This window comes from Kineosporia babensis (assembly GCF_021129305.1).
GTDB classification, from domain to species: domain Bacteria; phylum Actinomycetota; class Actinomycetes; order Actinomycetales; family Kineosporiaceae; genus Kineosporia; species Kineosporia babensis.
On record NZ_JAJOMB010000008.1, the window covers coordinates 157,747 to 180,763 of the forward strand.

Genomic DNA, 23,017 nt, shown 5'->3' on the forward strand with positions numbered 1-23,017 from the left:
CCTGGTCATTTTCTAGTCATAATGTGTATGGTCATTTTATGACTAAGACAGCGGTGATCATCGGTGGGGGCATCGCGGGCACGGTGACCGCGATCGCGCTGCACGAAGTAGGTATCCGGCCGGTCGTCCACGAGGCGTACGGAGCGAACTCGGACGGCATCGGGGCCTTCCTGACGATCCAGGACAACGGGCTGGCTGCGCTGGCCCCGCTGGGCCTGGACCAGGTAGTGGGCGCGCTGGGCATGCCCACCAAGCGCATGCATCTGGGCAGCGGGCGAACCGGAAAAGAGCTGGGCAGCACCGGCATGCGAGCACGGACCCTGTCCCGCTCCGACCTGTACCAGACATTGCGGTCCGAGGCCGAGCGGCGGGGCATCGAGATTCGTTACGGTAAAAGGCTTACGGACGCTTCACGTACCGATTCCGGAGTACGCGCAGCTTTCGAGGACGGTTCCTTCAGCGAGGCAGACCTGCTGATCGGGGCGGACGGGCTGCGCTCGCGCACCCGGGTCCTGCTCGACCCCAGGGCGCCGCAGGCGCGCTTCGTCGGGCTGCTGAACACCGGGGGCTACGCGCCTTCGCTGAAACTTGGTGGGGCAGTGGGCGATGCCCATTTCATTTTCGGCAAACGCTGCTTCTTCGCCTGGCTGACCGCGCCGGACGGCGGCACCTGGTGGTTCGCCAATCCGCCGGCCAAGATCGATCCCGGACGAGAAGCGCTCGCCCGGATCTCCCCGGACGCCTGGCGCCAGGAGCTGAAGGACCTGTTCGCCGAAGACCTCAGCCCGGCACTCGCAGCCATCGACGCGACCGACGAATTGTTCGCTCCGTGGACGACTTACGACTTTCCCAGGGTCCCGGTCTGGCACGACGACCGGATGGTGATCATCGGCGACGCGGCCCACGCCACCTCGCCCTCGGCCGGCCAGGGGGCTTCGATGGCCATTGAGGACGCGGTGGTCCTGGCCCGCTGTCTGCGTGACCTTCCCTCGATTGAGGACGCTTTCGTCGCCTACGAGCGGATCCGCCGGTCCCGGGTGGAGAAGGTGGTGGCGGCCGGGCGGCGTAACGGCTCCGGAAAGGCCGCCGGGCCGTTCGCTGCGATCCTCCGGGACGCGATGATGCCCTACGTGGTGAAGCACTGGGCCAGCGAGGCCGCGCTGGCTTGGATGACCGACTACCGGATCGACTGGGCGGAGCCGGTCACGCGCTGAGCGCTGCGTAACGGCCTTCGCGGGCGAGCAGGCTTTCGTGGGTACCGGTCTCGACGATCCGGCCGTGGTCGAGCACCGCGATCTGGTCGGCGTCGCGCACCGTGGACAGGCGGTGCGCGATGGTGATCGTGGTGCGGCCCTTGGCCAGTTCGTCGAAGGCCTGCTGCACGGCCCGCTCGGTGGCGGTGTCGAGGGCGCTGGTGGCTTCGTCCAGCACCAGCACCTTCGGATCGCGCAGCAGGGTGCGGGCGATGGCCAGGCGCTGCTTCTCACCGCCGGAGAACCGGTGGCCGCGGGAGCCGACCATGGTGTCGTAACCGCCCGGCAGAGAGGCGATCAGATCGTGCACCTGGGCCGCCCGGGCCGCCGCCTCGATCTGCTCGTCGGTGGCGTCCGGCCGGGCGTAGCGCAGGTTCTCCCGCACGGTGGTGTGCAGCAGGTACGTCTCCTGGCTGACCACCCCGACGATCCGGGCCAGGTCGGCCGTCCGGAACCGGCGCAGGTCGACGCCGTCGATGGTGATCCGGCCGGCCGTCGGATCGGCCAGCCGGGCCACCAGCGAACCGAGAGTGCTCTTGCCCGAACCGGTCTCGCCGACCACGGCCAGGGTCTGCCCGGCCGGGATGCTCAGGTCGATCCCCGCGAGCGCGGCCGTGTCGTTGCCGGTGTAGGTGAAGGTGACATCCTCGATCCGGACGTCGCCCCGGATCCTGGACGGGTCCACGTCCACCGGTTCTTCAGGCTCCTCGATCTCGACGGGGAGATCGAGGTACTCGAAGATCCGGGCGAACAGCGCCAGCGACGAGGTGATCGACACCCCGACGTTGAGCAGGCTGGTCAGCGGCCGGAACAGACCCTGCTGCAGGGCGGTGAAGGCGACCAGGGTGCCGATCGTCATGCCGCCCGCGGTGGCCGGCAGACCGGCGCTGAGGTAGATCGCGGCCGGGATGGCGGCGAAGATGATGCTCATCGAGGCCATCCGCCAGCGGCCGGCCAGGTCGGAGCGCAGCTGCAGCTCGATCAGCCGCTGCGAGGTGCCGGCGAACCGCTCGACCAGGGCCTGACTGGCGCCCAGAGTCTTGCTCAGCTGGACCCCGCTGATCGAAAGGCCTTCTTCGATGGTCACGTTCAGATCGGCCAGGGCGCGCTGGCGCTGCGCGGTGATCGCCCGGCGCAGCGCGGCGACCTTCCGGCTGAGGTAGATCGCGGGCGGCATCACGACCAGCGAGATCAGCGACAGCTTCCAGGACAGCGCGATCATCGCGACGGCGGTGGCGATCGCGGTGGTGAGGTTGGCAGCGATCGAGGTGGCGGTGGTGGTGACCACGCTCTGCATGCCGCCGATGTCGTTGGTGATCCGGGACTGCACCTCGCCGGTGCGGGTCCGGGTGAAGAAGGCGACGGACTGGCGCTGCAGGTGGGCGAACACGTCGGTGCGCAGCCGGTGCATCACCTCCTGACCGATCCGGGTGCTGATCCAGGTCTGCACCACGCCGAGCACGCTGGTCACCGCGGCGACCGCGACCATGCCGGCGACCAGGACGGACAGCAGCGGGACGTTCTGCTCCGGGATCGCCACGTCGATCACCTCGCGCAGCAGGAACGGGGTGGCCATCCCGACCGCGGACGAGGCGACGATGATGCCGACGACCAGGAACAACGGACGTCGGTGGGCGGCGAAGAGCGCTCCGACCCGGCGCAGCGAGACCTCCTGGGCCTGGGTGCGCTCGGCCGCCCGCTCGGCGGGTGTGGGTTCGGGTGGTTTCGGTGGCCTTGGCAAGGGCGTACCTCCGCGGTCGAAAGATAGTGAGGTTACCTCACTATGAGGCTCCAACCGTACTCTCGGCTAGGGTATTCCGGTGGGTGCGCAGGAGGACGAAGAGACGCTGGCCGAGGCGTTCTGGGCGGTGTCCCGCCGGCTGCGGCACCGCAGTCACGAGAGCATCAGCCCGCTGGGCATCACCCCGGCCCAGGCCCGGGCGATCGGCGTGCTGCGGCGGCACGGCAGCATGCGGATCAGCACCCTGTCCGAGCACCTGCGGATCGCACCCCGCTCCGGCACCGAAGTGGTCGACGCCCTCCAGGAACGAGCTCTGGTGCAGCGCTCCCCCGACCCGGACGACCGCCGGGCCGTCCTGGTCACCCTCAGTCCTCAGGGCGAGGAAGTGGCCGAGGCCGTGCGGCGGGCCCGGGCGGCCGAGGCCGATCTGTTCTTCGACCGGCTGGACGAGGCCGACCGCACCGAACTGGCCCGGATCATCAGCCTGCTGCGTCGCCCGTAGGCGAGCCCGGCGTCCACAATTGCGCTCTGGGTTGTCCGGCGGGCTTACAGGAATCTCCCAGAGAACGGGTGCACTCTCTTCTGCGTGGCTGAGAAGACCTATGAGGCGAAACTGCTGGTCGTCGACGACGAGCCGAATATCCGCGAGCTCCTGACCACCAGCCTGCGCTTCGCCGGGTTCGACGTCGTGGGGGCCGGTGACGGCGCCCAGGCGCTGGCCCTGGCCGAGCAGCACCGGCCCGACCTGGTGGTGCTCGACGTGATGATGCCGGACATGGACGGCTTCACCGTCACCCGCAAGCTGCGCGAGCGCGGCCGGGACATCCCGGTGGTCTTCCTCACCGCCCGTGACGAGACCGGCGACAAGGTCACCGGCCTGACCGTCGGCGGGGACGACTACGTCACCAAGCCGTTCAGCCTCGAAGAGGTGGTCGCCCGGATCCGCGCCGTGCTGCGCCGCACCGGCGTGGCCACCGACGCCGAGAGCGGCCGGCTGGTCTTCCACGACCTGGAGCTGGACGAGGACTCGCACGAGGTGCGCCGGGCCGGGCGGCTGATCGAGCTGTCCCCCACCGAGTTCAAGCTGTTGCGCTACCTGATGCTCAACCCCAACCGGGTACTGTCGAAAGCGCAGATCCTGGACCACGTCTGGGCCTACGACTTCAACGGTGAGGCGGGGATCGTCGAGTCGTACATCTCGTACCTGCGCCGCAAGATCGACGACGTCGAGCCCCCACTGATCCACACCAAGCGCGGTGTCGGCTACGTGCTGCGCCTTCCCCCGCAGAGCTGATCGGTCATGACTACTACCTTTCCTTCCGAGGCTCCCGCCACCCCGGCGCCCCGCGCCCCCGGTCTCGTCGAGCGCACCCGGCTGCGCTGGGAGGCCATCCCGCTGCGCGCCCGGCTGGTCGGGATCATGGTCGTGCTGCTGGCCGCGGGCCTGGCGCTGACCGGTTTCGCCAGCCAGTACGTGCTCAAGGACTATCTGGTGGGCAAGGTCGACAAGCAGCTGGAGCAGAGTCTGCAGCCGGTCGGCGCCTCCGCGGTCAACAACGACCTGCGCCGGGTCAGCGACCGGGCGCAGAGCTGGGGCCTGGCCGAGTTCGCGATCAAGGTCTGTTACGACGGCGGCGGGATCGGCGACGACGTCTCGCCCCAGTCGTCCGCCCCGGCCCTCGTGGAGATGACCTCCGACCAGGCCAACTCCACCGAGGCCGAGGTGTTCAGCGTCTCCTCCGAGGACGGCGCGGTCACCTGGCGGGCGGTCGCCTCCGGCTGGAAGAACGACCTCACCGGCCAGACCGGCAGCGTGCAGATCGCGCTGCCGCTGGACGACGTGGACGACGCGGTGAACCGGCTGCGGATCCTGATCGTGATCTTCGGCCTGCTGGTCACCGCGATGTTCGCGAGCCTGGGCTGGCTGGCCATCCGGCGCTCGTTCAAGCCGCTCACCGAGGTCGAGGAGACCGCCGCCGCGATCGCCGCGGGCGACCTGTCCCGCCGGGTGCCCGAGCATCCGGCCAGTACCGAGGTGGGCCGGCTGACCACGTCGCTGAACGGGATGCTGGCCCAGATCGAGAGCGCCTTCCGCTCCCGGGAGGCCTCCGAGCAGCGCACCCGGCGCTTCGCCGCGGACGCCTCGCACGAGCTGCGCACGCCGCTGGCCTCGATCCGCGGTTTCGCCGAGTTGTACCGGCAGGGCGCGGTTTCCGAGCCGGAGGACGTGGCCCGGACGATGAGCCGGATCGAGGACGAGTCGCGCCGGATGGGCACGCTGGTCGAGGACCTGCTGTTGCTGGCCCGCCTGGACGAGCAGCGCCCGGCCCGCAGCGAGCCGGTGGACCTGGCCGTGCTGGCCGGTGACGCGGTGCACGACGCTCGCGGCCTGGCGCCTGACCGTCAGGTGCGGCTGGTCGGGCTCAGCGACAAGCAGGGGCCCGAGCCCGCGGTGGTCACCGGTGACGACAACCGGCTGCGCCAGGTGGTGGCCAACCTGCTGGCCAACGCGGTGCGGCACACCCCGTCCGGCTCGCCGATCGAAGTGGCGGTGGGCAAGTGGGAGAACGTGGCCGTGCTCGAGGTGCGCGACCACGGTGAGGGCCTCACCCCGGAGCATGCGGCCAAGGTGTTCGAGCGCTTCTACCGGGTGGACGCCTCCCGGGCCCGGCATCAGGGCGGTGGCTCCGGCCTGGGCCTGTCGATCGTGGCGGCGGTGATCAGTTCGCATCACGGCCGGGTCGGGGTGACCAGCACGGCCGGCGGCGGGGCCACCTTCCGGGTCGAGCTGCCGCTGGCCACCACTGCGGTCGCCTCCGAGGTCGAGGCCCTGGACCTGGACACACCCGACGAGCCGGACGTCCCGGATGCGGACGGAACGGGCACGGCACCCAGTGCCAAGCCGTCTAGCTGAGACGACCGTCCATCACTTATAGTCACCGGCCGCCCGAATGGTTGATTCACGGGCGGCCGAGTGCACTACGGCATCGTCGGCCCGTCCGCAACCGCATCGAGCACGCATCCCGCTGTCTGGACAGCAAATTGACACCTGTGCGTGACACCGCCCACAGGATGAATTCGTCAGGTTGCCCCCTGCGGGCTGGCCTGCGTAGATATAGTTGTCCGTACAGGGGAGTTCCGGGTTTCGGCCGGGCATTTTCGGCGGTGACGCGACGTTCCCCTGATCGAAACCAGGTAGTCACGCAACTGCGCGACCCTGGTCCGGTAGAAGCGACAGCCTTCGACCCTTTGTGAAGGAGGGCAGATGAACCACACCGCGACCACCCCGGACGGTGACGACACCGAGGCTCCCAAGAGCTTCTCGGTCGCCAACCCCCGTCGCACCCGGCTCGACGCCGACGGCCGGCCGATCCAGGCCCCCGCCGCCATGTCGGCCGCTGAGTGAGCTGACGCTTAGAACGCTTGCGTTCGAACAACGATGCCCCGGTCTCTGGACCGGGGCATCCTGCGTTTTGCGGTTCTCAGCTTTCTCACAGACGCGGTGCAGCCAACGCCGAGGGGCGGGGGGTCAACTAGTACTCGTCAGCAAGCTGGCCACGAGGGTGAGAACGATGACGCAGACCACGAACAACCACGACGAGAACTCCTACTCCTGGGCCCGTCGCCCGGGTGAGGACTCGTCCGGCACCAACCCGGCCGCGGGTGCGCAGACTTCCGCCCCGGCCGGCCCGACCAGCAACAACAACGCCGGGTACCCCTACGGTGCGCAGGGTCAGCCCGCCGCTCCGTACGGGCAGCAGCCGGCGCAGTACGGACAGCCGCAGTACGGGCAGCAGCCGGTCAGCGGCGCTTTCGGAGGAGCTTTCAACAGCAACTCCGCCGCCTCGGGCGGTACGCAGACCCTGCCCGCCTACCCGGCGACCGACCAGAACCAGACCGGCCCCCTGCCGCAGAGCGGCTTCGGCGCCGGCGGTCAGCCGCCGCAGCCGCCCAAGCAGCGGCGTGGGCTGGGGCAGCCCGGCTGGCGCGGAACGATCGCGACCGGTCTCGGTGCGGCCCTGATCGCCAGCCTGCTCACCGCCGGCGTGGTGATCGCCACCCAGGACGACAGCCCGGCCACCGGCGCGCTCTCCAGCACCTCGCAGAGCGACGAGCCCGCCGCCGAGGCCCCGGTCACCAGCAGCAACTCGCAGAACCCGGACTGGAAGGCCGTGGCCTCCGCGGTCGAGCCCAGCGTGGTCTCGGTGCAGATGACCAGCGGCCAGTCCGGGGGTGAGGGCTCCGGCGTCATCCTGGACGCCGACGGCCGGATCGTCACCAACAACCACGTGGTCTCCGGTGCCCAGGAGATCATGGTGGTGCTGAACGACGGGCGGAAGTACAGCGCCAAGATCGTCGGCACCGACGCGGCCACCGACCTGGCCGTGATCCAGCTGGAGAACCCGCCCAGCGACCTGAAGCCGGCCAGTCTGGGCACCACCGCCTCGGTCGGGGTGGGTGACTCGGTGATGGCCGTCGGCAACCCGCTGGGGCTGGCCGGCACGGTCACCACCGGCATCGTCAGCGCGCTGGACCGGCCGGTGACCACCTCCGCCTCGGAGTCGCAGAGCTCCGCCGGTGACAGCGGTACCCCGGTGGTCACCAACGCGATCCAGACCGACGCCGCGGTGAACCCCGGCAACAGCGGTGGCGCCCTGGTGAACGCGCAGGGCCAGCTGATCGGGATCAACTCCTCGATCGCGACGCTGAGCCAGAGCAGCGGTTTCGGCCAGCAGAGCAGCAGCCAGTCCGGCAGCATCGGCCTGGGCTTCGCGATCCCGGTCGACCAGGTCAAGGACATCACCAACCAGCTGATCGAGAACGGCAGCGCCCAGCACCCCTGGCTGGGTATCACGCTCGGCGACACCACCGTGGCGGTGGACAACGCCCAGCGCGACGGTTCCTCGGTCGAGTCCGTGGTGGCCGACTCCCCCGCCGCCGAGGCCGGGCTGAAGCAGGGCGACACCGTGATCGCGATCGACGGGGAGTACGTCAACGGCGCCGAGTCGCTGATGGCCCAGGTCCGCGAGCGCAGCGCGGGAACCGAAGTGACCCTCGCGATCGTCAGAGATGGTAAGAGCCAGGACGTGAAGGTCACCCTGGGCACTCGCCCGGACAGCGCGAACTGATCTCCACAACCGACCGTCCGCCCTCGATCCCCCACCCGGGGGCGGATGGTTCCGGCGGCCGTCCCCCCACGGCCGCCCCAGCGAAAGGGCTGATCCGAGCAGCCTTTTCCGCCGGGCCCCGGTGATGCTGAGCATCGCCGGGGCCCGGCGTTTTTGCCTGGCGGCCGGAATAACCCACAGAGTTATCCACAAGGGCCTCAACCTGTGGACAACTTTCCGGTGGTTCTCGCCCGGGGTGCCATGGTTTTCCCACACCACCTGAACCGGTGGTTGTGCACTTGCTCCCGTCGTCGCCGCTGGTGGCCCGGCGGCGGGGGCCGGTGCACCTCAGCATCGTGATGTGGGGGAGGCCGGCATGCCCAGGTTCGAGGTCGACAGCGCTCAGGTGGTCCAGGCGAGTGCGGCCGTGCAGGGGTCGGCGCAGCAGATCGGCACCGAGGTCGACCGGATGATGCGGCATCTCGTGCAGCTGCAGGCAGGATGGAGCGGCTCCGCGGCCACCTCGTTCCAGTCGGTGATCAACGAGTGGCGGGTTACTCAGGAGCGAGTGCGCCTGACCCTGGAGGACATCCAGGCCGCGCTGGCCCAGGCCGGGCGGCAGTACCAGGAGGTCGAGGACTCAGCGGTGCGGATGTTCACGGCCTGATCGCGGCCCTGATCGCGGCCCTGATCGCGGCCCTGATCGCGGCCCTGATCGCGGCCCTGATCGCGGCCCTGATCGCGGCCCTGATCGCGGCCCTGATCGCGGCCCTGATCGCGGCCCTGATCGCGGCCGGCTCCTGGATGGAGCCCGGCCGCCCCAAAACGCAGCCGCCGCGAGCCTTCCCCTTTGAGGAGCTCGCGGCGGTTGCTGTCGGCCGGACGATGGCCTGCCGGGTCAGTCAAGACGGGACCTCTCGACTGCCCCAGCAGGCCGTTCAAGTCCGGCCTCGGGGAGAATGAGTCAGTGCGCGGACGACGGCAGGGGGTTCGGAACCTCCCAGACCATGGCCAGCTTGCGGCCGCCCTTGCCGTCCGGCAGCTTCACCCAGTGGGCCACCGGACGCAGGGGCGATGCCCCGAACCACTCCGGGTGCCCCTGCAGCGACGTGCCGGTCGCTGCGGAAGTCGATTCCGTAGACGACGCGGCAGAAACTGAATCAAGACCGTAGAGACGCTTCATGGCTCTCTATCCACCTCTCGTTCATCTTCTGTTCACCTTCAGGTTAGCACTTGGTCAAGTGCAGCGGTACTGGAGGTGCGGCTGCGGCACTTCGGGGACCCGGGATGCAGTCCGTGACGAGCGCTGCTGCTTTTGTCATCAGAGCACGTCAACTGGCATTTGAGCAGTCCGCCACCCGGGCGAGGAGCACCGCCGGAACTGCCGGAAAGTGATCAGCGAGGAACCGGTCACACTCCCCCGGAAGACCGCCCCAACCGTCCGCAAGCCCCAGAAAGCCATCCCTCGACCTGCGCCTTTACCCAGCACCCAGCCATCTCGCCACATCCAGTCGCCCGGGGCGGGTGGGCGCCCCAAGCGTTGCGACGCGCACGGACCCAGCCACCCAAGCCATCTCGGTCGCCTCGACCATCTCGCTCCCCCAACAACCCGGCACCTCAGCACCTCGGCTCCCCAGCCACCTCAGCCGCCTCGACCACTTCAGCCGCTTCAGCCTTCTCGACCATCTCGGTCTCCTGAGCAACCCAGCCACCTCAGGCTCCAGGCTCCCGGCTCCCGGCAGCCACCTCGACCACTTCAGCCACCTCGACCTTCTCGACCATCTCGGTCTCCCGAGCAACCCAGCCACCTCAGGCTCCTGGCTCCCGGCAGCCACCTCGACCACTTCAGCCTTCCCAACCATCTCGGTCTCCCGAGCAACCCAGCCACCTCAGGCTCCCGGCTCCTTGCAGCCACCTCGACCACCTCGAGCACCAATCGCCTCGACCTCCCAGACCTCCTTGGTCGCCCGGGTGCTCCAGTCGGTCTCGGTTTCCCCGCCCCACCATCTGGTGCCGCTGGTGGATCACCCAGCGGACAAGAACTGGGCATCGGGTTTTGTGTACACATGGCACCGCTGGTACTCGATGTACGCAATGTCGGTGACTGCTTACGGGCTGGTCGGTGGCGAAGGCGAGCATGACGACCATCCGCGTCCCGAGCTTCGCGAGGCAGCCGGGTGGCGGTCCGGCCGAAGCCCGGGATTGACCGCGAACCGACACATGCACCACTTGTTGTTTAGGCTGTCGAGGTGGGAACGGTGATGCTCGGGCTGCCGAGGACGCGAGGCGAAGGGCGTGCTCCGGCTGTCGAGGGGCGCCCGGACGACGGCCGGCTGATCGACACGTACGGCCGGGTCGCCACCGATCTGCGGGTCAGCCTGACCGACCGGTGCTCCCTGCGCTGCGGCTACTGCATGCCTCCCGAGGGCCTGGACTGGCTGCCGCACGAGCAGGTGCTGAGCGACGAGGAACTGATCCGGCTGATCTCGCTGGCGGTGAACGAGCTCGGGGTCGAAGAGGTGCGCTTCACCGGCGGCGAGCCGCTGCTGCGCAAGGGCCTGGAGCGGATCATCGAGGCCACCACGCAGCTCACCACCCAGACCGGGCGCACCCCGGTCACCGCGCTGACCACCAACGGCGTGGGGCTGGACAAGCGGGCGCGGGGGCTGGCGCGGGCCGGGCTGGCCCGGATCAACGTCTCGCTGGACACCCTGGACCCGGAGCGCTTCCACCAGATCACCCGGCGCGATCGGCATCGGGACGTGCTGGCCGGGCTGGAGGCTGCGGTCGCGGCGGGCATGCAGCCGGTCAAGGTGAATGCGGTGCTGCTGCCCGGGATGAACGAGGACGAGGCCGTGCCTCTGGTCCGCTGGGCTCTGGGCCAGGGCTACCAGCTGCGGTTCATCGAGCAGATGCCGCTGGACGCGCAGGGCGCCTGGCAGCGTGGGCAGATGGTCACGGCCGAGGACATCCAGCGCGCCCTGGCCGAGGAGTTCGAGCTGGTCCCGACCGATCCGCGCGCTCGCGGAGCCTCACCGGCCCAGACCTGGACCGCGCGCTCGAAGGACGGGCTGGAGGGCACGGTGGGCATCATCGCCTCGGTGACCCGGCCGTTCTGCGGCGACTGCGACCGCACCCGGCTCACCGCCGACGGGCAGATCCGCAACTGCCTGTTCGCCCGCGGCGAGACCGACCTGCGGGCGGTGCTGCGCGAGGGCGGCGACGACGCCGAGCTGGCCCGGATCTGGCGGGCGGCGATGTGGGGCAAGGCGGCCGGGCACGGGATCAACGACACCTCGTTCATCCAGCCGGACCGCCCGATGAGCGCGATCGGAGGCTGAGAACCCATGAGCAACATGATCACCATCCGTTACTTTGCCGGAGCCCGGGCCGCCTCCGGAGTCGAGTCCGAGCAGCTCGCGGTGACCGGGCCGATGCCGCTGGCCGAGGTCGCCGGCGTGCTCGGCGAGCGCCACGGACAGGCCCTGGAACGGGTGCTGCAGGCCTCGTCGTTCCTGATCGACGAGGTCTCCGGAGACCGCGGCCGGGTGGTGCCGGTGGGCGCCGTGGTCGACGTTCTCCCACCATTTGCCGGGGGTTGAGGACTCAGGAAGCTCCCAGCCGACCGTTGCCCTCCCGTGACCGTTCCGACGGGTGACAGTGTCCCGGCTGTCGTAGTCTGAGTTCGGGCCGGCTGATGCCGGGCCCATCGCAGGTCCCCCGTTGTCGGCTCTTCCAGCTGTGGGTGACCACGGCTCAGCCGACGCGGCAATGTCGCCGTGCGTGACCAAAGTTGATCGATCCGGCGGATCGGTCCACCACGTCGAAGCAGGAGACATCGTTCGGTGACGCAGACGACGGGCAGGGAGCCCGACGGGACCCTCCCGAGCGGATTGCAGCGTGCGGCGATCGAGACCGCCGCCCCGGAACGCGCCACTCGCCCCGGTGTTCTCGAGACCTTCGAGCAGCGCGCCCACGACCTACTCAGCCGGCGCTGGGCGGCCGAGGGCCTGGTCGCGGTGGTCTGCGCGGTGGTCTTCTCCTGGTGGGTCAACCGGCCCAGCCCTTGGTGGGACGAGGCCGTCACCCGGGACGTGATCTCCCGCCCGACCAGCGAGATCCTCGATCTGACGGCCCACGTCGACCTGGTCCACGCGGCCTACTACCTGCTGGTGCACGGCCTGGTCGGGCCCACCGAGTCGTTCGTCGCGATCCGTCTGCTCTCGGTGGTCGCGGCCACCGCCACCGGCGTGCTGCTGGTGCGCCTGGGCCGCGAGCTGGGCTCCGGCCGGGTCGGTCTGGCGGCCGGCCTGCTCTGGGTGATCGCCCCGCTGGCCAGCCGCTACGCCCAGGAAGCGCGGCCCTACGCGATGGTCGCGCTGCTGGCCACCGCCGCCACGCTGGCCCTGGTCCGGGTCTGCCGCAAGCCCTGGCTGCGCACTCGCTGGGCGGTGTACATCGCCTGCCTGGCCGGGCTCGGCCTGCTCAACGTGATCGGCCTGACCATCCTGGCCTCACACCTGTGCTACGTGCTGGCCACCTCGGCGCCGCGGGTTCGGCTGCGCTGGTACCTGGCCGCCGGCTCGGCCGTCACCCTGCTCAGCCCGCTGCTGTACTTCTCCAGCACGCAGAGCGGTCAGGTGGCCTGGCTGCCGGTGCCCGCACTGGAGCGGCTCAGTGGCTTCTTCGAGGCCCAGTACGAGACCACCTGGCTGGTCGTCGGCCTGCTGGTGCTGGCCTTCGCCGGGCTCGGCCGGGGCACCCACAACCCGGCGCTGGCCCTGGGCCTGACCTGGGCCGTGCTGCCGCCGGTGATCCTCTGGACGATCTCCCAGGTGCACCCGCTGTACGACTGGCGCTACGTGTTCTTCACCGTGCCCGGCACCGCGCTGGCGCTGGCCTCGCTGGCCACCCTGCTGCGGGTCCGGCTGCTGCTGGTGATGCTGCTGGCGCTGGCGATCGGCGGCTACCACCTGCAGACGGTGTACCGCTGGGAGAAGACCGGGCACCACGAGAACCTGCGCGGCGTGGCCCAGGCGATCGAGGAAGGCGCCCAGCCGGACGACGCGGTGATCTTCCTGCCGGCCTCGCGGCGAGTGGTGAAACTGGCCTACCCCGAGGCGTTCGGTCAGGTGGACGACGTGGCCCTGGCCAAGAACGGCGAACAGTCGGACACCCTGTTCGGCGTCGAGGACTCGGTCGAGGACATCAAGAAGGCGCTGCGCAAGCGCACCCGGGTCTGGGTGGTCACCAGTAACGTCCGGCTGGGCGAGACCGCGGTGGAGCCTGAGCAGGACAAGGAACGCCTGCTGTACGACAGCTTCCGGGTCACCGGGGTGGAGGACCTGGGCAACTACCAGGTCCAGCTCTACGAACGCAGCCCCAAGGAAGCGGCCGGGATCGTCGCGACCGGCGCAGCCAGCTCCTAGGAACTAGGGGCAGGCCACCCATTCGTCGGTGCCGTCGCTGAGCACCTGGCGCTTCCAGATCGGCAGCTGCGCCTTCACCTCGTCGACCAGGCGCATGGCGGTCAGAAAGGCCTCCTGGCGGTGGGCGCCGGCGACCGCGACGGTCAGCGCGGCATCCCCGATGGCCAGCGTGCCGATGCGGTGCGAAACGGCAACCGCCTCAGCATCGCTGTCCGCCGTAACCTCGGCCACCACGCGCTCAATCACGGCCTGCGCGGTGGGGTGACTGACGTACTCCAGCCCCAGCACTTCGCGCCCCCCGTCGTGGTTGCGCACTACCCCGGAAAAGGTGACCACGGCGCCCGAGGACGAGCCGGCGACCAGCGCAGCCTGAGCCTCGAGGTCGAGGGGCTGATCGGTCACCAGCGCCTGGAGAACTCGCCGGGCAGGCGGGTCGATCCGGCTGGAGTCCGGCACGTGGGGCGAGGTCTGGATCGGCACCGGACCAGGGTAAACAGGTGTTGCCGACGCTGGCGCACCAGTCCGTAGGTACGCCCTCCTGGGGGCTAAGGATCCGCAATTGAGGACGGTGTGCGCGCCGAACGCTGTGGGGTCAGGTTACGTCGGGGCCGGGTGAGTCGATGTCGGCCCCCGAGGCCAGGTCACCGCACTCGACCAGGATCAGGTCGTCGCGGCCCCTGAGGTAGTTCCGGGCGCCCATGTCTCCGGTCGCCGTGGCGAGGATCCCCGGCCAGTGGTCGCGACCGAGCAGGACAGGGTGGCCGGGTTGGCCGACGTAGGTGGCGTGGGCCAGTACCGAACGGACGCGTGCGGGGGCGGCTACCGAATCGGCGGGGAACGAGGTGGCTTGAAAGGCTGCCTGCGCGGCGTGGCGGAGGCGTTCCACCACCGCGGCCGTCACGTCCGGCATGTCTACGAGGCCGACAACCACGGCGTCCGGCGGGGAAGGAAGATCAGCAAGGTACCTCAGTCCGGCGAGCAGCGAGACCGACATACCCCCGGCCCAGCCCGCGGCGTGCACCACCACCGCTTCGGCCGGCACCAACTCTCTGACAGCCGACCCCGCGGCCCCGGTGACCACCACAACCGGCTGACAACACGCGTCCCCCATTGCTGTTACCGCGAGCCGCACCCAAGGCACCCCGCGCGCATCGGCGACCAGACCCTTGGGCCTGCCCATCCGCGTCCCTGCGCCGGCAGCGAGCACTACCCCCGCGATCCGCACTACCCCACCCCCAAAACGCCGCAGGGGCGGCCTTCCCGAAGGAAGACCGCCCCCACGAACCGGAACAGCTGGATCAGAAGTCCATGCCACCCATGTCCGGAGCGCCGCCGGCCGGAGCCGCCGCCTTCTCCGGCTTGTCGGCGATGACCGCCTCGGTGGTCAGGAACAGCGCCGCGATGCTCGCGGCGTTCTGCAGCGCGGAGCGCGTGACCTTGGCCGGGTCGATGATGCCCTTGGCGACCAGGTCGACGTACTCGCCGGTGGCCGCGTTCAGACCGTGACCGGCTTCCAGGTTGCGCACCTTCTCCGCCACGACGCCACCCTCGAGACCGGCGTTGACCGCGATCTGCTTGAGCGGGGCCTCGACGGCGACCTTGACGATGTTGGCACCGGTGGCCTCGTCGCCGGTCAGCTCGAGCTTGGCGAAGGCCTTGACCGAAGCCTGCAGCAGCGCGACGCCACCACCGGCCACGATGCCCTCTTCGACGGCGGCCTTGGCGTTGCGCACGGCGTCTTCGATGCGGTGCTTGCGCTCCTTGAGCTCCACCTCGGTGGCAGCCCCGGCCTTGATCACCGCAACACCGCCGGCCAGCTTGGCCAGACGCTCCTGCAGCTTCTCACGGTCGTAGTCGGAGTCGCTGGCCTCGATCTCGTTGCGGATCTGGGTCACCCGACCCGCGATCTGCTCCGCGTCGCCCGAGCCCTCGACGATGGTGGTCTCGTCCTTGGTGATGACGACCTTGCGGGCCTGGCCGAGCAGCTCCAGACCGGCGGTCTCCAGCTTCAGGCCGACCGTCTCGGAGATGACCTGGCCGCCGGTCAGGATCGCGATGTCCTGCAGCATGGCCTTGCGGCGGTCGCCGAAGCCGGGCGCCTTGACGGCGATCGACTTGAACGTGCCCTTGATCTTGTTGACGACCAGGGTGGACAGCGCCTCGCCGTCCACGTCCTCGGCGATGATCGCCAGCGGCTTGCCGCTCTGGATGACCTTCTCGAGCAGCGGCAGCAGGTCCTTGACCGTGCTGATCTTGCCCTCGACCAGGAGGATGTACGGGTCGTCGAGGACGGCCTCCATCCGCTCCGGGTCGGTCACGAAGTAACCGGAGATGTAGCCCTTGTCGAAGCGCATACCCTCGGTGAGCTCGAGCTCGAGGCCGAAGGTGTTGCTCTCCTCGACGGTGATGACGCCTTCCTTGCCGACCTTGTCCATCGCCTCGGCGATGAGCTCGCCGATCGCGGGGTCAGCGGCGGAGATGGACGCGGTAGCAGCGATCTGCTCCTTCGTCTCGACCTCCTTGGCCTGCGCGAGCAGCTCTTCGCTGACCGCAGCGGTGGCCGCCTCGATACCCTTCTTCAGGGCCATCGGGTTGGCGCCGGCGGCGACGTTGCGCAGACCCTCACGAACCAGGGCCTGGGCGAGCACGGTGGCGGTGGTGGTGCCGTCACCCGCGACGTCGTCCGTCTTCTTGGCGACCTCCTTGACCAGCTCGGCGCCGATCTTCTCGTAGGGGTCCTCGAGCTCGATCTCCTTGGCGATGGACACACCGTCGTTGGTGATCGTGGGGGCGCCCCACTTCTTCTCCAGGACGACGTTGCGGCCCTTCGGCCCAAGGGTCACCTTGACGGCGTCGGCGAGCTGGTTCATGCCCCGCTCGAGGCCGCGACGGGCTTCCTCGTCGAACGCGATGATCTTGGCCATCGTGTGGTGTTCCCTCCACGTGGGTGGGCGGCGGCCAGGTGATGCCCGCGACGGACGAAGTGGCACCCGGCGGTCTCTGTCCCGCCCGGTCCCCGGCTTCTCACCGCCTGGCCGTACTCGCAAAGCTGTCACTCTCACGGGGAGAGTGCTAGCTCCATGATTAGCACTCGACCTAGGTGAGTGCAAACCTCCGGGCGCTCGTCCCAAGGGCCGATTCTGTCGGTGGTGGGTGCCAGCATGAGCGCGTGGCGGGTGCTGGTTCGGCTGTGTGGGCACTGGTGGTCCGTAGGGGTGCGGGCTTCGAGGTGCAAATGGCAGACGCGGTGGGCGCCTCGGTCGGCGAGGTCACGCGGGTGGACGACCTGGGTGAGATCGAGCGGGCCAGCTCGCCCCGCTGGGTGTGGTGGCGTACGGCCGAGATCTACCCGGCGCTGCTGGAGGCCGGGGTCCGGGTGCAGCGCTGTCATGACTTGGCGGCGGTGCAGAGCCTGCTGCGCACCTACGAGGGTGAACCGTTCGTGCCGCCGCAGAGCGCACTTTCCGAACCGGCCGGGTCTGGCGCCGTCCAGATCTCGCTGTTCACCGACGACGAAGCTGCGAGCAAGCCGTCCCGGCGGCTGGGAGCCGGGCCGGACGGTGACCCTGCCATGTACGGCACGTACTTCGGGTTGGCAGAGCTACGCCGCCACTATGCCGAACAGCTCGCCCACATCGCCCGGGTCCGCAAGGCCCACCCCGGCTTCGGCCTCCTGGTCGCCGCCGAGTCGGCCGCCGGCCTGGCCGCGGTCGAGATGGGCCGGGCCGGGCTGCCGTGGAGCACCGAGATCCACGACCGGGTGCTCACTGACCTGCTCGGCCCGCGCCCGCAGCACCATGGGCGCCCGCGCAAGCTGCAGGTGCTGGCCGAGGAGGTCTCCGCGTTGCTCGCGCCGGAGAAGACCGGCCCGGCGCTGCAGGTCAACCCCGACTCCCCCGCCGACGTACTCAAGGCGTTCAAGCGCCAGGGGGTCACGCTGACCAGCACCCGGGCCTGGGAGCTGAAGGAGGTCGAGCATCCGGCGGTGGCGCCCCTGCTGCGTTACAAGGAGCTGGCCCGGCTGCACGTGGCGCACGGCTGGGGCTGGCAGGACCAGTGGGTGCGCCAGGGCCGGTTCCACGCCGAGTACGTGCCCGGCGGGGTGGTCACCGGGCGCTGGGCCACCTCGGGCGGCGGAGCGCTGCAGATCCCCAAGGTGATGCGGGCCTGTGTGGTCGCCGATCCGGGTTACGTGCTGGTGGCGGCGGACGCCGGGCAGCTCGAGCCGCGGATCCTGGCGGCGCTGTCGGCCGACCGGGGCATGATCGCGGCCACGGCCGACGCCGACATGTACACCGCCCTGGCCCGGCAGGCCCTGGGCCGCCCCGAGGCCCGTAACGAGGCCAAGATCGGGCTGCTGGCGGCCATGTACGGCGCCCGGGCGAACACCCCGGCGATGGTGGCGCTGAAGCGGCGCTTTCCGCAGGCCCTGGATCTGCTCGAACGGGCGGCGCGCACCGGTGAGAACGGCGGCATCGTGCGCTCGGTGCTCGGGCGTACCTGCCCACCGCCCGAGCCGACCTGGCAGGAGGTCCCGCCCGAGCAGGCGCTGGCCCGCTCCCGGGCGCGGGGCCGGTTCACCCGCAACTTCGTCATCCAGGCCTCGGCCGCGGACTGGGCCAATGCCCTGGTGGCCGGGCTGCGGCGCCGGCTGATCGCGCTTTCCGACCGGGCCGAACTGGTGTTCTTCCAGCATGACGAGGTGCTTGTGCATGCCCCGGCAATGCTGGCCGAGGCGGTCGTCGCGGCGATCGCCGACAGCGGCGCCGAAGCCACTGCCTTGGTTCTCGGTGATCGTGGTGTTCGTATCCCGCTGGCGGCGGCACCGATCACCTCTTATGCCGACAAGAATTAACCGCTGGTCGCATTTCTTCGGCGGTGGTGAACGCACTGCGACCGGACCGGCAAACCGAGGTCAAGAATGTGTCAGGACGACGATATCTGGCAGCCGCACCGACACCCGGGACTTAATCCATCGGGCCACGAGAATGCGGACAACCCTCGCGGCAATTGTTCAGCCGGGATATCCGGATTGTAAAAACTGTGCAAACACACAAGGCCGTCCCCGACTGGACCACCGGGGACGGCCTTGGTGACGAGTCAAGCCGCAAGCCGAGTAAGGCTCACGATCGACGCAAATCAGCTGCTGGCGGGGCGAACGGCCTCGGCCTGCGGGCCCTTCTGGCCCTGACCGACCTCGAACTCCACCCGCTGACCCTCGTCGAGCGAGCGGTAGCCGTCCATCTGGATAGCCGACCAGTGCACGAAGACGTCAGCGCCACCACCGTCAACGGTGATGAACCCATAACCCTTTTCGGCGTTGAACCACTTGACGGTTCCCTGAGCCATTCCTACTCCTGCTTGCTGTAACTGCGGCGCGACTCGAGCACTGCACACGAGCCGGGTCTCACGCTCGCCGAGCCCGCTCTCCCGAGGGGGAGCTGGTCCGGGATGGTCCAACGTGCGGGCCTCTGGCGTGAAGCTGGAGAGGACATTGCTCATCGAACTGTTCGACCGCCGCCTACAGTAGCGCCTGATTCGCGCAGGCGGGAGATACCAACTCTTAGCGGCCTTCGTGAACCGCACTTAGGCTGAGCTTCATGCGATCTGCGCGCCGACGCGTGGGACCAGAAGTCGGCATCCGTTCTACCGGCCGGCGAGGCGGTTATGTGGAGGCTCCGAGTCGGGGTCCGACCACTCGTCCGATGTTGATCAGAACCCGTCGCTGGATGAATTGGATCAACCTTTCCACCCCCGCCGGACTGGCCTTGGCGAAGGCCGGCGGAGCCCGGATCGAACCCGGTCCGTACGGGCTGCTGCTGGCCTGGGAGTACCGCAGCGCACTGCTGCCGGTGCGCGGGCGGGCGATGACCGTGGGCGATGTGGTGCTGCTCGGGATCAAGGAGTCTGCGCTGGTCAGACGGCCCCATCTGCTCCGCCACGAGGCTCGCCACGCCGGCCAGTACGCGCGCTGGCTGGGACCGCTGGGGTTCTGGCCGGCCTACGGGGTGGCCTCGCTGTACAGCTGGCTGCGCACCGGCGATCCGGCGCTGCGCAACCACTTCGAGTCGCGCGCCGGGCTGCTCGACGGCGGTTACATCCACCCGGTGCGACCGGACCCGCCGCGGCCACCGGACTGAGGAGTGGTTGACCAATTGCCGAACGGGCCGACGCATCGCCGCGCCGGCCCGTTCCGAAGGTCGTGAACAGCCGCCAGAAACTCATTCGGCTGTCGGCGAACGGACTACTGGGTGTCCTGGCCGAGGACGACCGTGATGTCGCCCGGGTTGACCTCCGGGCTGTCGGAGATCTCGCCGACGCCGATCGCCTTGCGCACCGCGTTCGCCGTCGGCTTCAGCTCGTCGCCGCCGTAGTAGATCTTGGTGACCGGCAGGTCCTTGTTGGTGGAGTTGCCGGTGCGCTTGACCGTCCAGCCCTCGCCCTTGAGGCTGCCCTCGTACTCGGCGGCCAGCCCGTTGATCCCGATCGAGTTCAGCACGATCACCTCGATCGACTTGTCCACCTTGGTGTCGGTCTCCTCGCCACCGGTGTCCGCGCCGTCGTTGCCGCCCGCAGTCTCGCTCTCCTCGGGGGCCGCCGACTCGTCCGCGGCCGACTCCTCGTCCTTCGGAGTCTCCTTGTCGGCGCTGGGAGCGGCGCTGGCTTCGGTGTCGGTGCCCTCGTCGAGGGCGGCGGAATCGCTGGAGGGCGCCTTGTCGGTGCGGCCGCCGACCACGGTGTAGACCGCGCCGATCACCAGCATCACCACGGCCACCCCGGCGATCACCGGCAGGATGGCGGCAATCGCCTTCGGCCGCGCGCGGTGGGCACCGCGGCGGCTCGCCTCCACCGGTGCGGCGGAGCGGTCGTCGTAGCCCGGAGGCCTCGTGGCGGTCATCGCATGACTCCCAGAACTATGGAACGAGCACCGCCCGGTTCAGGGGTGCCCGACGACCTGAGACTACCGACCCGAATCCGTGCGACCAGGTAACTCAGCACGCCGTCGCCGCGTCGTCCGCCCCGTCAGACGCATCTTCATGCTCGACCGTGAGCATCCAGTGACTGTGCGGAACCACTGCGACGCCGCATCTGGCGCACCCGACGCAGCCGTTTCACCAGCATAGGGTCGGCGGCCAGCGCCTCGGGTCGGTCGATCAGCGTATTCAGCACCTGGTAGTACCGGGTGGCGGGCAGGTCGAACAGTTCGCGGATGGCCTGCTCCTTGGCCCCGGCGAAGCGGAACCACTGCCGTTCGAAGGCCAGGATCTCGGCCTCGCGCGCGGTCAGCGGCCCTTCGGCGGGATCCTCGGAGTCCATGCGGATCACTCTAGGACCGCGGTCGGCCGGGTGCCATTCACTGCCGTTCACCGGCATTCACACCAGGCTGTCCAGAATCAGGTCGATGTCCGCCTCGCTGGTCTCCGGGTTGACCACTGCCAGCCGGGTGCAGGTCTCCCCGTTGTGCGTGGTCGAGACCACGAACGCCTTGTCCTCGGCCAGCAGCTGCTCCGACCAGGCCCGGTAGTTCTGCGGGGTCCAGCCGATCCGCCGGAAGCAGACCACCGACAGGTCCGGCTCGTGCAGCAGTTCCAGCTCAGGGCGCTCGCGGACCTGCTGGGCGGCGTAGCGGGCCACGGTCAGGGTGCGCTCCACGGCGTCGGTGTAGGCCTGGGTGCCGTGCGTGGCCAGGGAGAACCAGAAGGGCAGTCCGCGTGCACGTCGGGTCAGGCCGACCGCGTAGTCGGTGGGATTGGTCTCCCCGCTCTCGGTCAGCACGTCCAGGTAGCCGGCCCGCTGGGTGTGCGCGGCCCGGGCCACCGCCGGATCGCGGTAGATCAGGGCGCAGCAGTCGAACGGCGCGAACAGCCACTTGTGCGGGTCGACCACGAAGGAGTCGGCCCGCTCGATCCCGGCGAAGCGCGAGCGGACGCTGGGGGCGGCCAGCCCGGCCAGACCGTAGGCGCCGTCGACGTGGAACCACAGGCCCAGTTCCGCACACACCGCGCCGACCGACTCCAGGTCGTCGATGATGCCCAGGTTGGTGGTGCCCGCGGTGGCCACCACCGCGAACACGCCCTCGTGCCCGGCCCGGGCCAGGGTGCTGCGCAGCGCCTCGCCGGTGAGCCGGCCGTCCTCGCCGACCGGCACCCCGATGAAGTCGATGTCCATCACGTCGCAGGCGCTCACGATCGAGGAGTGCGCGTTGGCGGTGCCGGCGATCGCCCAGCGCGGCGGCAGGTGCTGCGAGCGCTGGTGCCGGGCCTGGTAGCGGGCGGCCACCAGCGCGGACAGGTTGCCGATGGTGGCGCCGGGGACGAACACTCCACCCGCCTGCTCCGGCAGCCCGGCCAGACCGGACAGCCAGGCCAGCGCCTGGTTCTCGGCGAAGACCGCGCCCGAGCCCTCCATCCAGGTGCCCGCGTACAGGCTGGAGGCGCTGACCACCAGGTCGAACAGGGTGGCGGCCTTGGTCGGGGCGCAGGGGATGAAGGAGAGGTAGCGCGGATGGTCCACCGTGATGCAGGCCCGGGCCAGGACGTCGCTGAACAGCCGCAGCACCTCCTCGCCGCCCATCCCCTCGGCGGTGATCGTCGGCCCGACCAGCTTCTGCAGCTCGGCCGCGGTCAGCGGAGCGTCCAGCGGAGCGTTCTGAGGCGCGTTCTGCAGGCTCATCCGGTGCCGCGAGTAGTTCATCACGGCCTCGGCGAGAACCTGGGTGCCTGCGTCGTAGCGATGCACGGATGTGCAGTCTAAGCGTGGCTGGCGATACCGTCGCCTGCGTGACGCGCCGACCACTCGCCGAGCAGATCGACCCCGGATGGGCTGCCGCCCTTGCCCCGGTCGAGGACAAGATCGCCGAGATGGGCGATTTCCTCCGGAAGGAGATCGCCGACGGCAGGACTTACCTGCCTTCCGGGCCCAATGTGCTGCGGGCGTTCAAGCAACCGCTCGACCAGGTGCGGGTACTGATCGTCGGGCAGGACCCGTACCCCACTCCGGGGCACGCGGTGGGGCTGTCGTTCTCGGTGGCCCCGGATGTCCGGCCGCTGCCGCGCAGCCTGGTCAACATCTACAAGGAGCTGCACTCCGACCTCGGCATCGAGCCGGCCAAGCACGGTGACCTGACCAAGTGGTCGGAGAACGGTGTGCTGCTGCTCAACCGGGTGCTGACGGTGGCGCCTGGTGCACCGGCATCGCACCGGGGTAAGGGCTGGGAAGAGGTCACCGCGCAGGCCATCCACGCTCTGGTCGAGCGGGACGAGCCGCTGGTGGCGATCCTGTGGGGCCGCGACGCCCGCAACCTCGCGCCCGCGCTGCAGGACATTCCCCGGATCGAGAGTGCGCACCCCAGCCCGCTGTCGGCCAACAACGGCTTCTTCGGCTCTCGTCCGTTCAGCCGGGCCAACGCCGAGCTCGAGGATCTGGGCGCCGACCCGATCGACTGGTCTCTCTGAAACTGCTTTCAAACTAAGGACGCTGTGGGCA

General features: G+C 69.5%; 22 protein-coding genes. 13 read left to right on the plus strand and 9 right to left on the minus strand.

The features are described from left to right. The first annotated feature begins 38 nt into the window (after positions 1-38). Positions 39-1,214, plus strand: coding sequence for an FAD-dependent oxidoreductase (locus tag LR394_RS16930; RefSeq protein WP_231442971.1), 1,176 nt, complete (start codon positions 39-41; stop codon positions 1,212-1,214). Here LR394_RS16930 and LR394_RS16935 read toward each other — a convergent pair. Continuing rightward, positions 1,204-2,994, minus strand: coding sequence for an ABC transporter ATP-binding protein (locus tag LR394_RS16935; RefSeq protein WP_269329290.1), 1,791 nt, complete (start codon positions 2,992-2,994; stop codon positions 1,204-1,206). The genes LR394_RS16930 and LR394_RS16935 overlap by 11 nt on opposite strands. Positions 2,995-3,073: 79 nt before the next feature. Here LR394_RS16935 and LR394_RS16940 point away from each other — a divergent pair, with 79 nt between their 5' ends. The 6 genes from LR394_RS16940 (at position 3,074) to LR394_RS16965 (ending at position 8,769) form a co-directional block, all read left to right on the plus strand. Beyond that, entirely contained in the window at positions 3,074-3,496 is a 423-nt protein-coding gene (locus LR394_RS16940; RefSeq protein WP_231442973.1) for a MarR family winged helix-turn-helix transcriptional regulator, read from the plus strand. An 84-nt stretch (positions 3,497-3,580) separates the two neighbouring features. Next, positions 3,581-4,288 carry a response regulator transcription factor gene (locus LR394_RS16945; protein ID WP_231442975.1) on the plus strand — a complete coding sequence of 236 codons (708 nt, stop codon included), beginning with the start codon at positions 3,581-3,583 and terminating at the stop codon, positions 4,286-4,288. A gap of 6 nt (positions 4,289-4,294) precedes the next feature. Next, on the plus strand, positions 4,295-5,908 hold the full coding sequence (locus tag LR394_RS16950; protein WP_231442977.1) for a sensor histidine kinase: 1,614 nt from the start codon (positions 4,295-4,297) through the stop codon (positions 5,906-5,908). 351 nt (positions 5,909-6,259) lie between these two features. Next, on the plus strand, positions 6,260-6,400 hold the full coding sequence (locus tag LR394_RS16955) for a hypothetical protein (protein WP_231442979.1): 141 nt from the start codon (positions 6,260-6,262) through the stop codon (positions 6,398-6,400). A 166-nt stretch (positions 6,401-6,566) separates the two neighbouring features. Then, positions 6,567-8,123: a S1C family serine protease gene (locus LR394_RS16960; RefSeq protein ID WP_231442981.1), complete on the plus strand. Its 1,557-nt coding sequence runs from the start codon at positions 6,567-6,569 to the stop codon at positions 8,121-8,123. 355 nt (positions 8,124-8,478) lie between these two features. Further along, on the plus strand, positions 8,479-8,769 hold the full coding sequence (locus LR394_RS16965; protein ID WP_231442983.1) for a WXG100 family type VII secretion target: 291 nt from the start codon (positions 8,479-8,481) through the stop codon (positions 8,767-8,769). Between the two features lie 297 nt (positions 8,770-9,066). On the opposite strand, the gene LR394_RS16970 is transcribed toward LR394_RS16965, so the two are convergent. Continuing rightward, complete coding sequence (locus LR394_RS16970; RefSeq protein ID WP_231442984.1) at positions 9,067-9,285, minus strand: hypothetical protein; 219 nt, start codon at positions 9,283-9,285, stop codon at positions 9,067-9,069. 1,066 nt (positions 9,286-10,351) lie between these two features. Between LR394_RS16970 and moaA the strand changes: the two genes are divergently transcribed. The 3 genes from moaA (at position 10,352) to LR394_RS16985 (ending at position 13,531) form a co-directional block, all read left to right on the plus strand. Next, positions 10,352-11,443 (plus strand): GTP 3',8-cyclase MoaA, encoded by a 1,092-nt coding sequence (moaA, locus tag LR394_RS16975; protein WP_231442986.1) that lies wholly within the window; start codon positions 10,352-10,354, stop codon positions 11,441-11,443. Between the two features lie 6 nt (positions 11,444-11,449). Next, complete coding sequence (locus LR394_RS16980; RefSeq protein ID WP_231442988.1) at positions 11,450-11,704, plus strand: MoaD/ThiS family protein; 255 nt, start codon at positions 11,450-11,452, stop codon at positions 11,702-11,704. Positions 11,705-11,947: 243 nt separating this feature from the next. Beyond that, positions 11,948-13,531, plus strand: a complete 1,584-nt coding sequence (locus LR394_RS16985) for a glycosyltransferase family 39 protein (RefSeq protein ID WP_231442990.1) — start codon at positions 11,948-11,950, stop codon at positions 13,529-13,531. Between the two features lie 3 nt (positions 13,532-13,534). Here the strand turns inward: LR394_RS16985 and LR394_RS16990 are convergent, their stop codons facing one another. The 3 genes from LR394_RS16990 to groL form a co-directional block, all read right to left on the minus strand. After that, positions 13,535-14,005 (minus strand): molybdenum cofactor biosynthesis protein MoaE, encoded by a 471-nt coding sequence (locus LR394_RS16990; protein ID WP_407937068.1) that lies wholly within the window; start codon positions 14,003-14,005, stop codon positions 13,535-13,537. 118 nt (positions 14,006-14,123) lie between these two features. Continuing rightward, positions 14,124-14,711, minus strand: coding sequence for a nucleotidyltransferase family protein (locus LR394_RS16995; RefSeq protein WP_231442994.1), 588 nt, complete (start codon positions 14,709-14,711; stop codon positions 14,124-14,126). A gap of 118 nt (positions 14,712-14,829) precedes the next feature. Next, a complete protein-coding gene (groL, locus tag LR394_RS17000) occupies positions 14,830-16,455 on the minus strand; it encodes a chaperonin GroEL (protein WP_231442996.1) in 1,626 nt (541 codons plus the stop codon). A 311-nt stretch (positions 16,456-16,766) separates the two neighbouring features. On the opposite strand from groL, the gene LR394_RS17005 reads away from it, so the two are divergent. Then, positions 16,767-18,386, plus strand: a complete 1,620-nt coding sequence (locus LR394_RS17005; RefSeq protein ID WP_231442998.1) for a bifunctional 3'-5' exonuclease/DNA polymerase — start codon at positions 16,767-16,769, stop codon at positions 18,384-18,386. Positions 18,387-18,670: 284 nt separating this feature from the next. On the opposite strand, the gene LR394_RS17010 is transcribed toward LR394_RS17005, so the two are convergent. Further along, a complete protein-coding gene (locus LR394_RS17010; protein WP_231443000.1) occupies positions 18,671-18,880 on the minus strand; it encodes a cold-shock protein in 210 nt (69 codons plus the stop codon). Positions 18,881-19,236: 356 nt separating this feature from the next. On the opposite strand from LR394_RS17010, the gene LR394_RS17015 reads away from it, so the two are divergent. Further along, the gene (locus tag LR394_RS17015) at positions 19,237-19,671 is read left to right on the plus strand and encodes a hypothetical protein (protein WP_231443002.1); all 435 of its coding nucleotides are present in this window, start codon (positions 19,237-19,239) and stop codon (positions 19,669-19,671) included. Between the two features lie 104 nt (positions 19,672-19,775). On the opposite strand, the gene LR394_RS17020 is transcribed toward LR394_RS17015, so the two are convergent. From LR394_RS17020 to LR394_RS17030, 3 genes are all read right to left on the minus strand, one after another. Further along, entirely contained in the window at positions 19,776-20,429 is a 654-nt protein-coding gene (locus tag LR394_RS17020) for a LytR C-terminal domain-containing protein (protein ID WP_231443003.1), read from the minus strand. A 137-nt stretch (positions 20,430-20,566) separates the two neighbouring features. Then, positions 20,567-20,905, minus strand: a complete 339-nt coding sequence (locus tag LR394_RS17025) for a DUF3263 domain-containing protein (RefSeq protein WP_231443004.1) — start codon at positions 20,903-20,905, stop codon at positions 20,567-20,569. Beyond that, positions 20,906-22,270, minus strand: a complete 1,365-nt coding sequence (locus tag LR394_RS17030; RefSeq protein ID WP_231443006.1) for a pyridoxal phosphate-dependent decarboxylase family protein — start codon at positions 22,268-22,270, stop codon at positions 20,906-20,908. Positions 22,271-22,272: 2 nt separating this feature from the next. Between LR394_RS17030 and LR394_RS17035 the strand changes: the two genes are divergently transcribed. Beyond that, the gene (locus tag LR394_RS17035; protein WP_269329291.1) at positions 22,273-22,986 is read left to right on the plus strand and encodes a uracil-DNA glycosylase; all 714 of its coding nucleotides are present in this window, start codon (positions 22,273-22,275) and stop codon (positions 22,984-22,986) included. Positions 22,987-23,017 lie beyond the last annotated feature (31 nt).

Bases quoted from the DNA above. Each gene is read 5' to 3' on its own strand.
- LR394_RS16960 (WP_231442981.1), top strand. From the start codon at position 6,567: ATGACGCAGACCACGAACAACCACGACGAGAACTCCTACTCCTGGGCC.
- LR394_RS16950 (WP_231442977.1), top strand. From the start codon at position 4,295: ATGACTACTACCTTTCCTTCCGAGGCTCCCGCCACCCCGGCGCCCCGC.
- LR394_RS17015 (WP_231443002.1), top strand. From the start codon at position 19,237: ATGTTGATCAGAACCCGTCGCTGGATGAATTGGATCAACCTTTCCACC.
- LR394_RS16970 (WP_231442984.1), bottom strand. From the start codon at position 9,285: ATGAAGCGTCTCTACGGTCTTGATTCAGTTTCTGCCGCGTCGTCTACG.
- LR394_RS16965 (WP_231442983.1), top strand. From the start codon at position 8,479: ATGCCCAGGTTCGAGGTCGACAGCGCTCAGGTGGTCCAGGCGAGTGCG.
- LR394_RS17035 (WP_269329291.1), top strand. From the start codon at position 22,273: ATGTGCAGTCTAAGCGTGGCTGGCGATACCGTCGCCTGCGTGACGCGC.
- LR394_RS16980 (WP_231442988.1), top strand. From the start codon at position 11,450: ATGAGCAACATGATCACCATCCGTTACTTTGCCGGAGCCCGGGCCGCC.
- LR394_RS17010 (WP_231443000.1), bottom strand. From the start codon at position 18,880: ATGGCTCAGGGAACCGTCAAGTGGTTCAACGCCGAAAAGGGTTATGGG.
- groL (WP_231442996.1), bottom strand. From the start codon at position 16,455: ATGGCCAAGATCATCGCGTTCGACGAGGAAGCCCGTCGCGGCCTCGAG.
- LR394_RS17005 (WP_231442998.1), top strand. From the start codon at position 16,767: ATGGCAGACGCGGTGGGCGCCTCGGTCGGCGAGGTCACGCGGGTGGAC.
- LR394_RS17020 (WP_231443003.1), bottom strand. From the start codon at position 20,429: ATGACCGCCACGAGGCCTCCGGGCTACGACGACCGCTCCGCCGCACCG.
- LR394_RS16955 (WP_231442979.1), top strand. From the start codon at position 6,260: ATGAACCACACCGCGACCACCCCGGACGGTGACGACACCGAGGCTCCC.
- LR394_RS16995 (WP_231442994.1), bottom strand. From the start codon at position 14,711: ATGGGCAGGCCCAAGGGTCTGGTCGCCGATGCGCGCGGGGTGCCTTGG.
- LR394_RS17025 (WP_231443004.1), bottom strand. From the start codon at position 20,905: ATGCCGGTGAACGGCAGTGAATGGCACCCGGCCGACCGCGGTCCTAGA.
- LR394_RS16930 (WP_231442971.1), top strand. From the start codon at position 39: ATGACTAAGACAGCGGTGATCATCGGTGGGGGCATCGCGGGCACGGTG.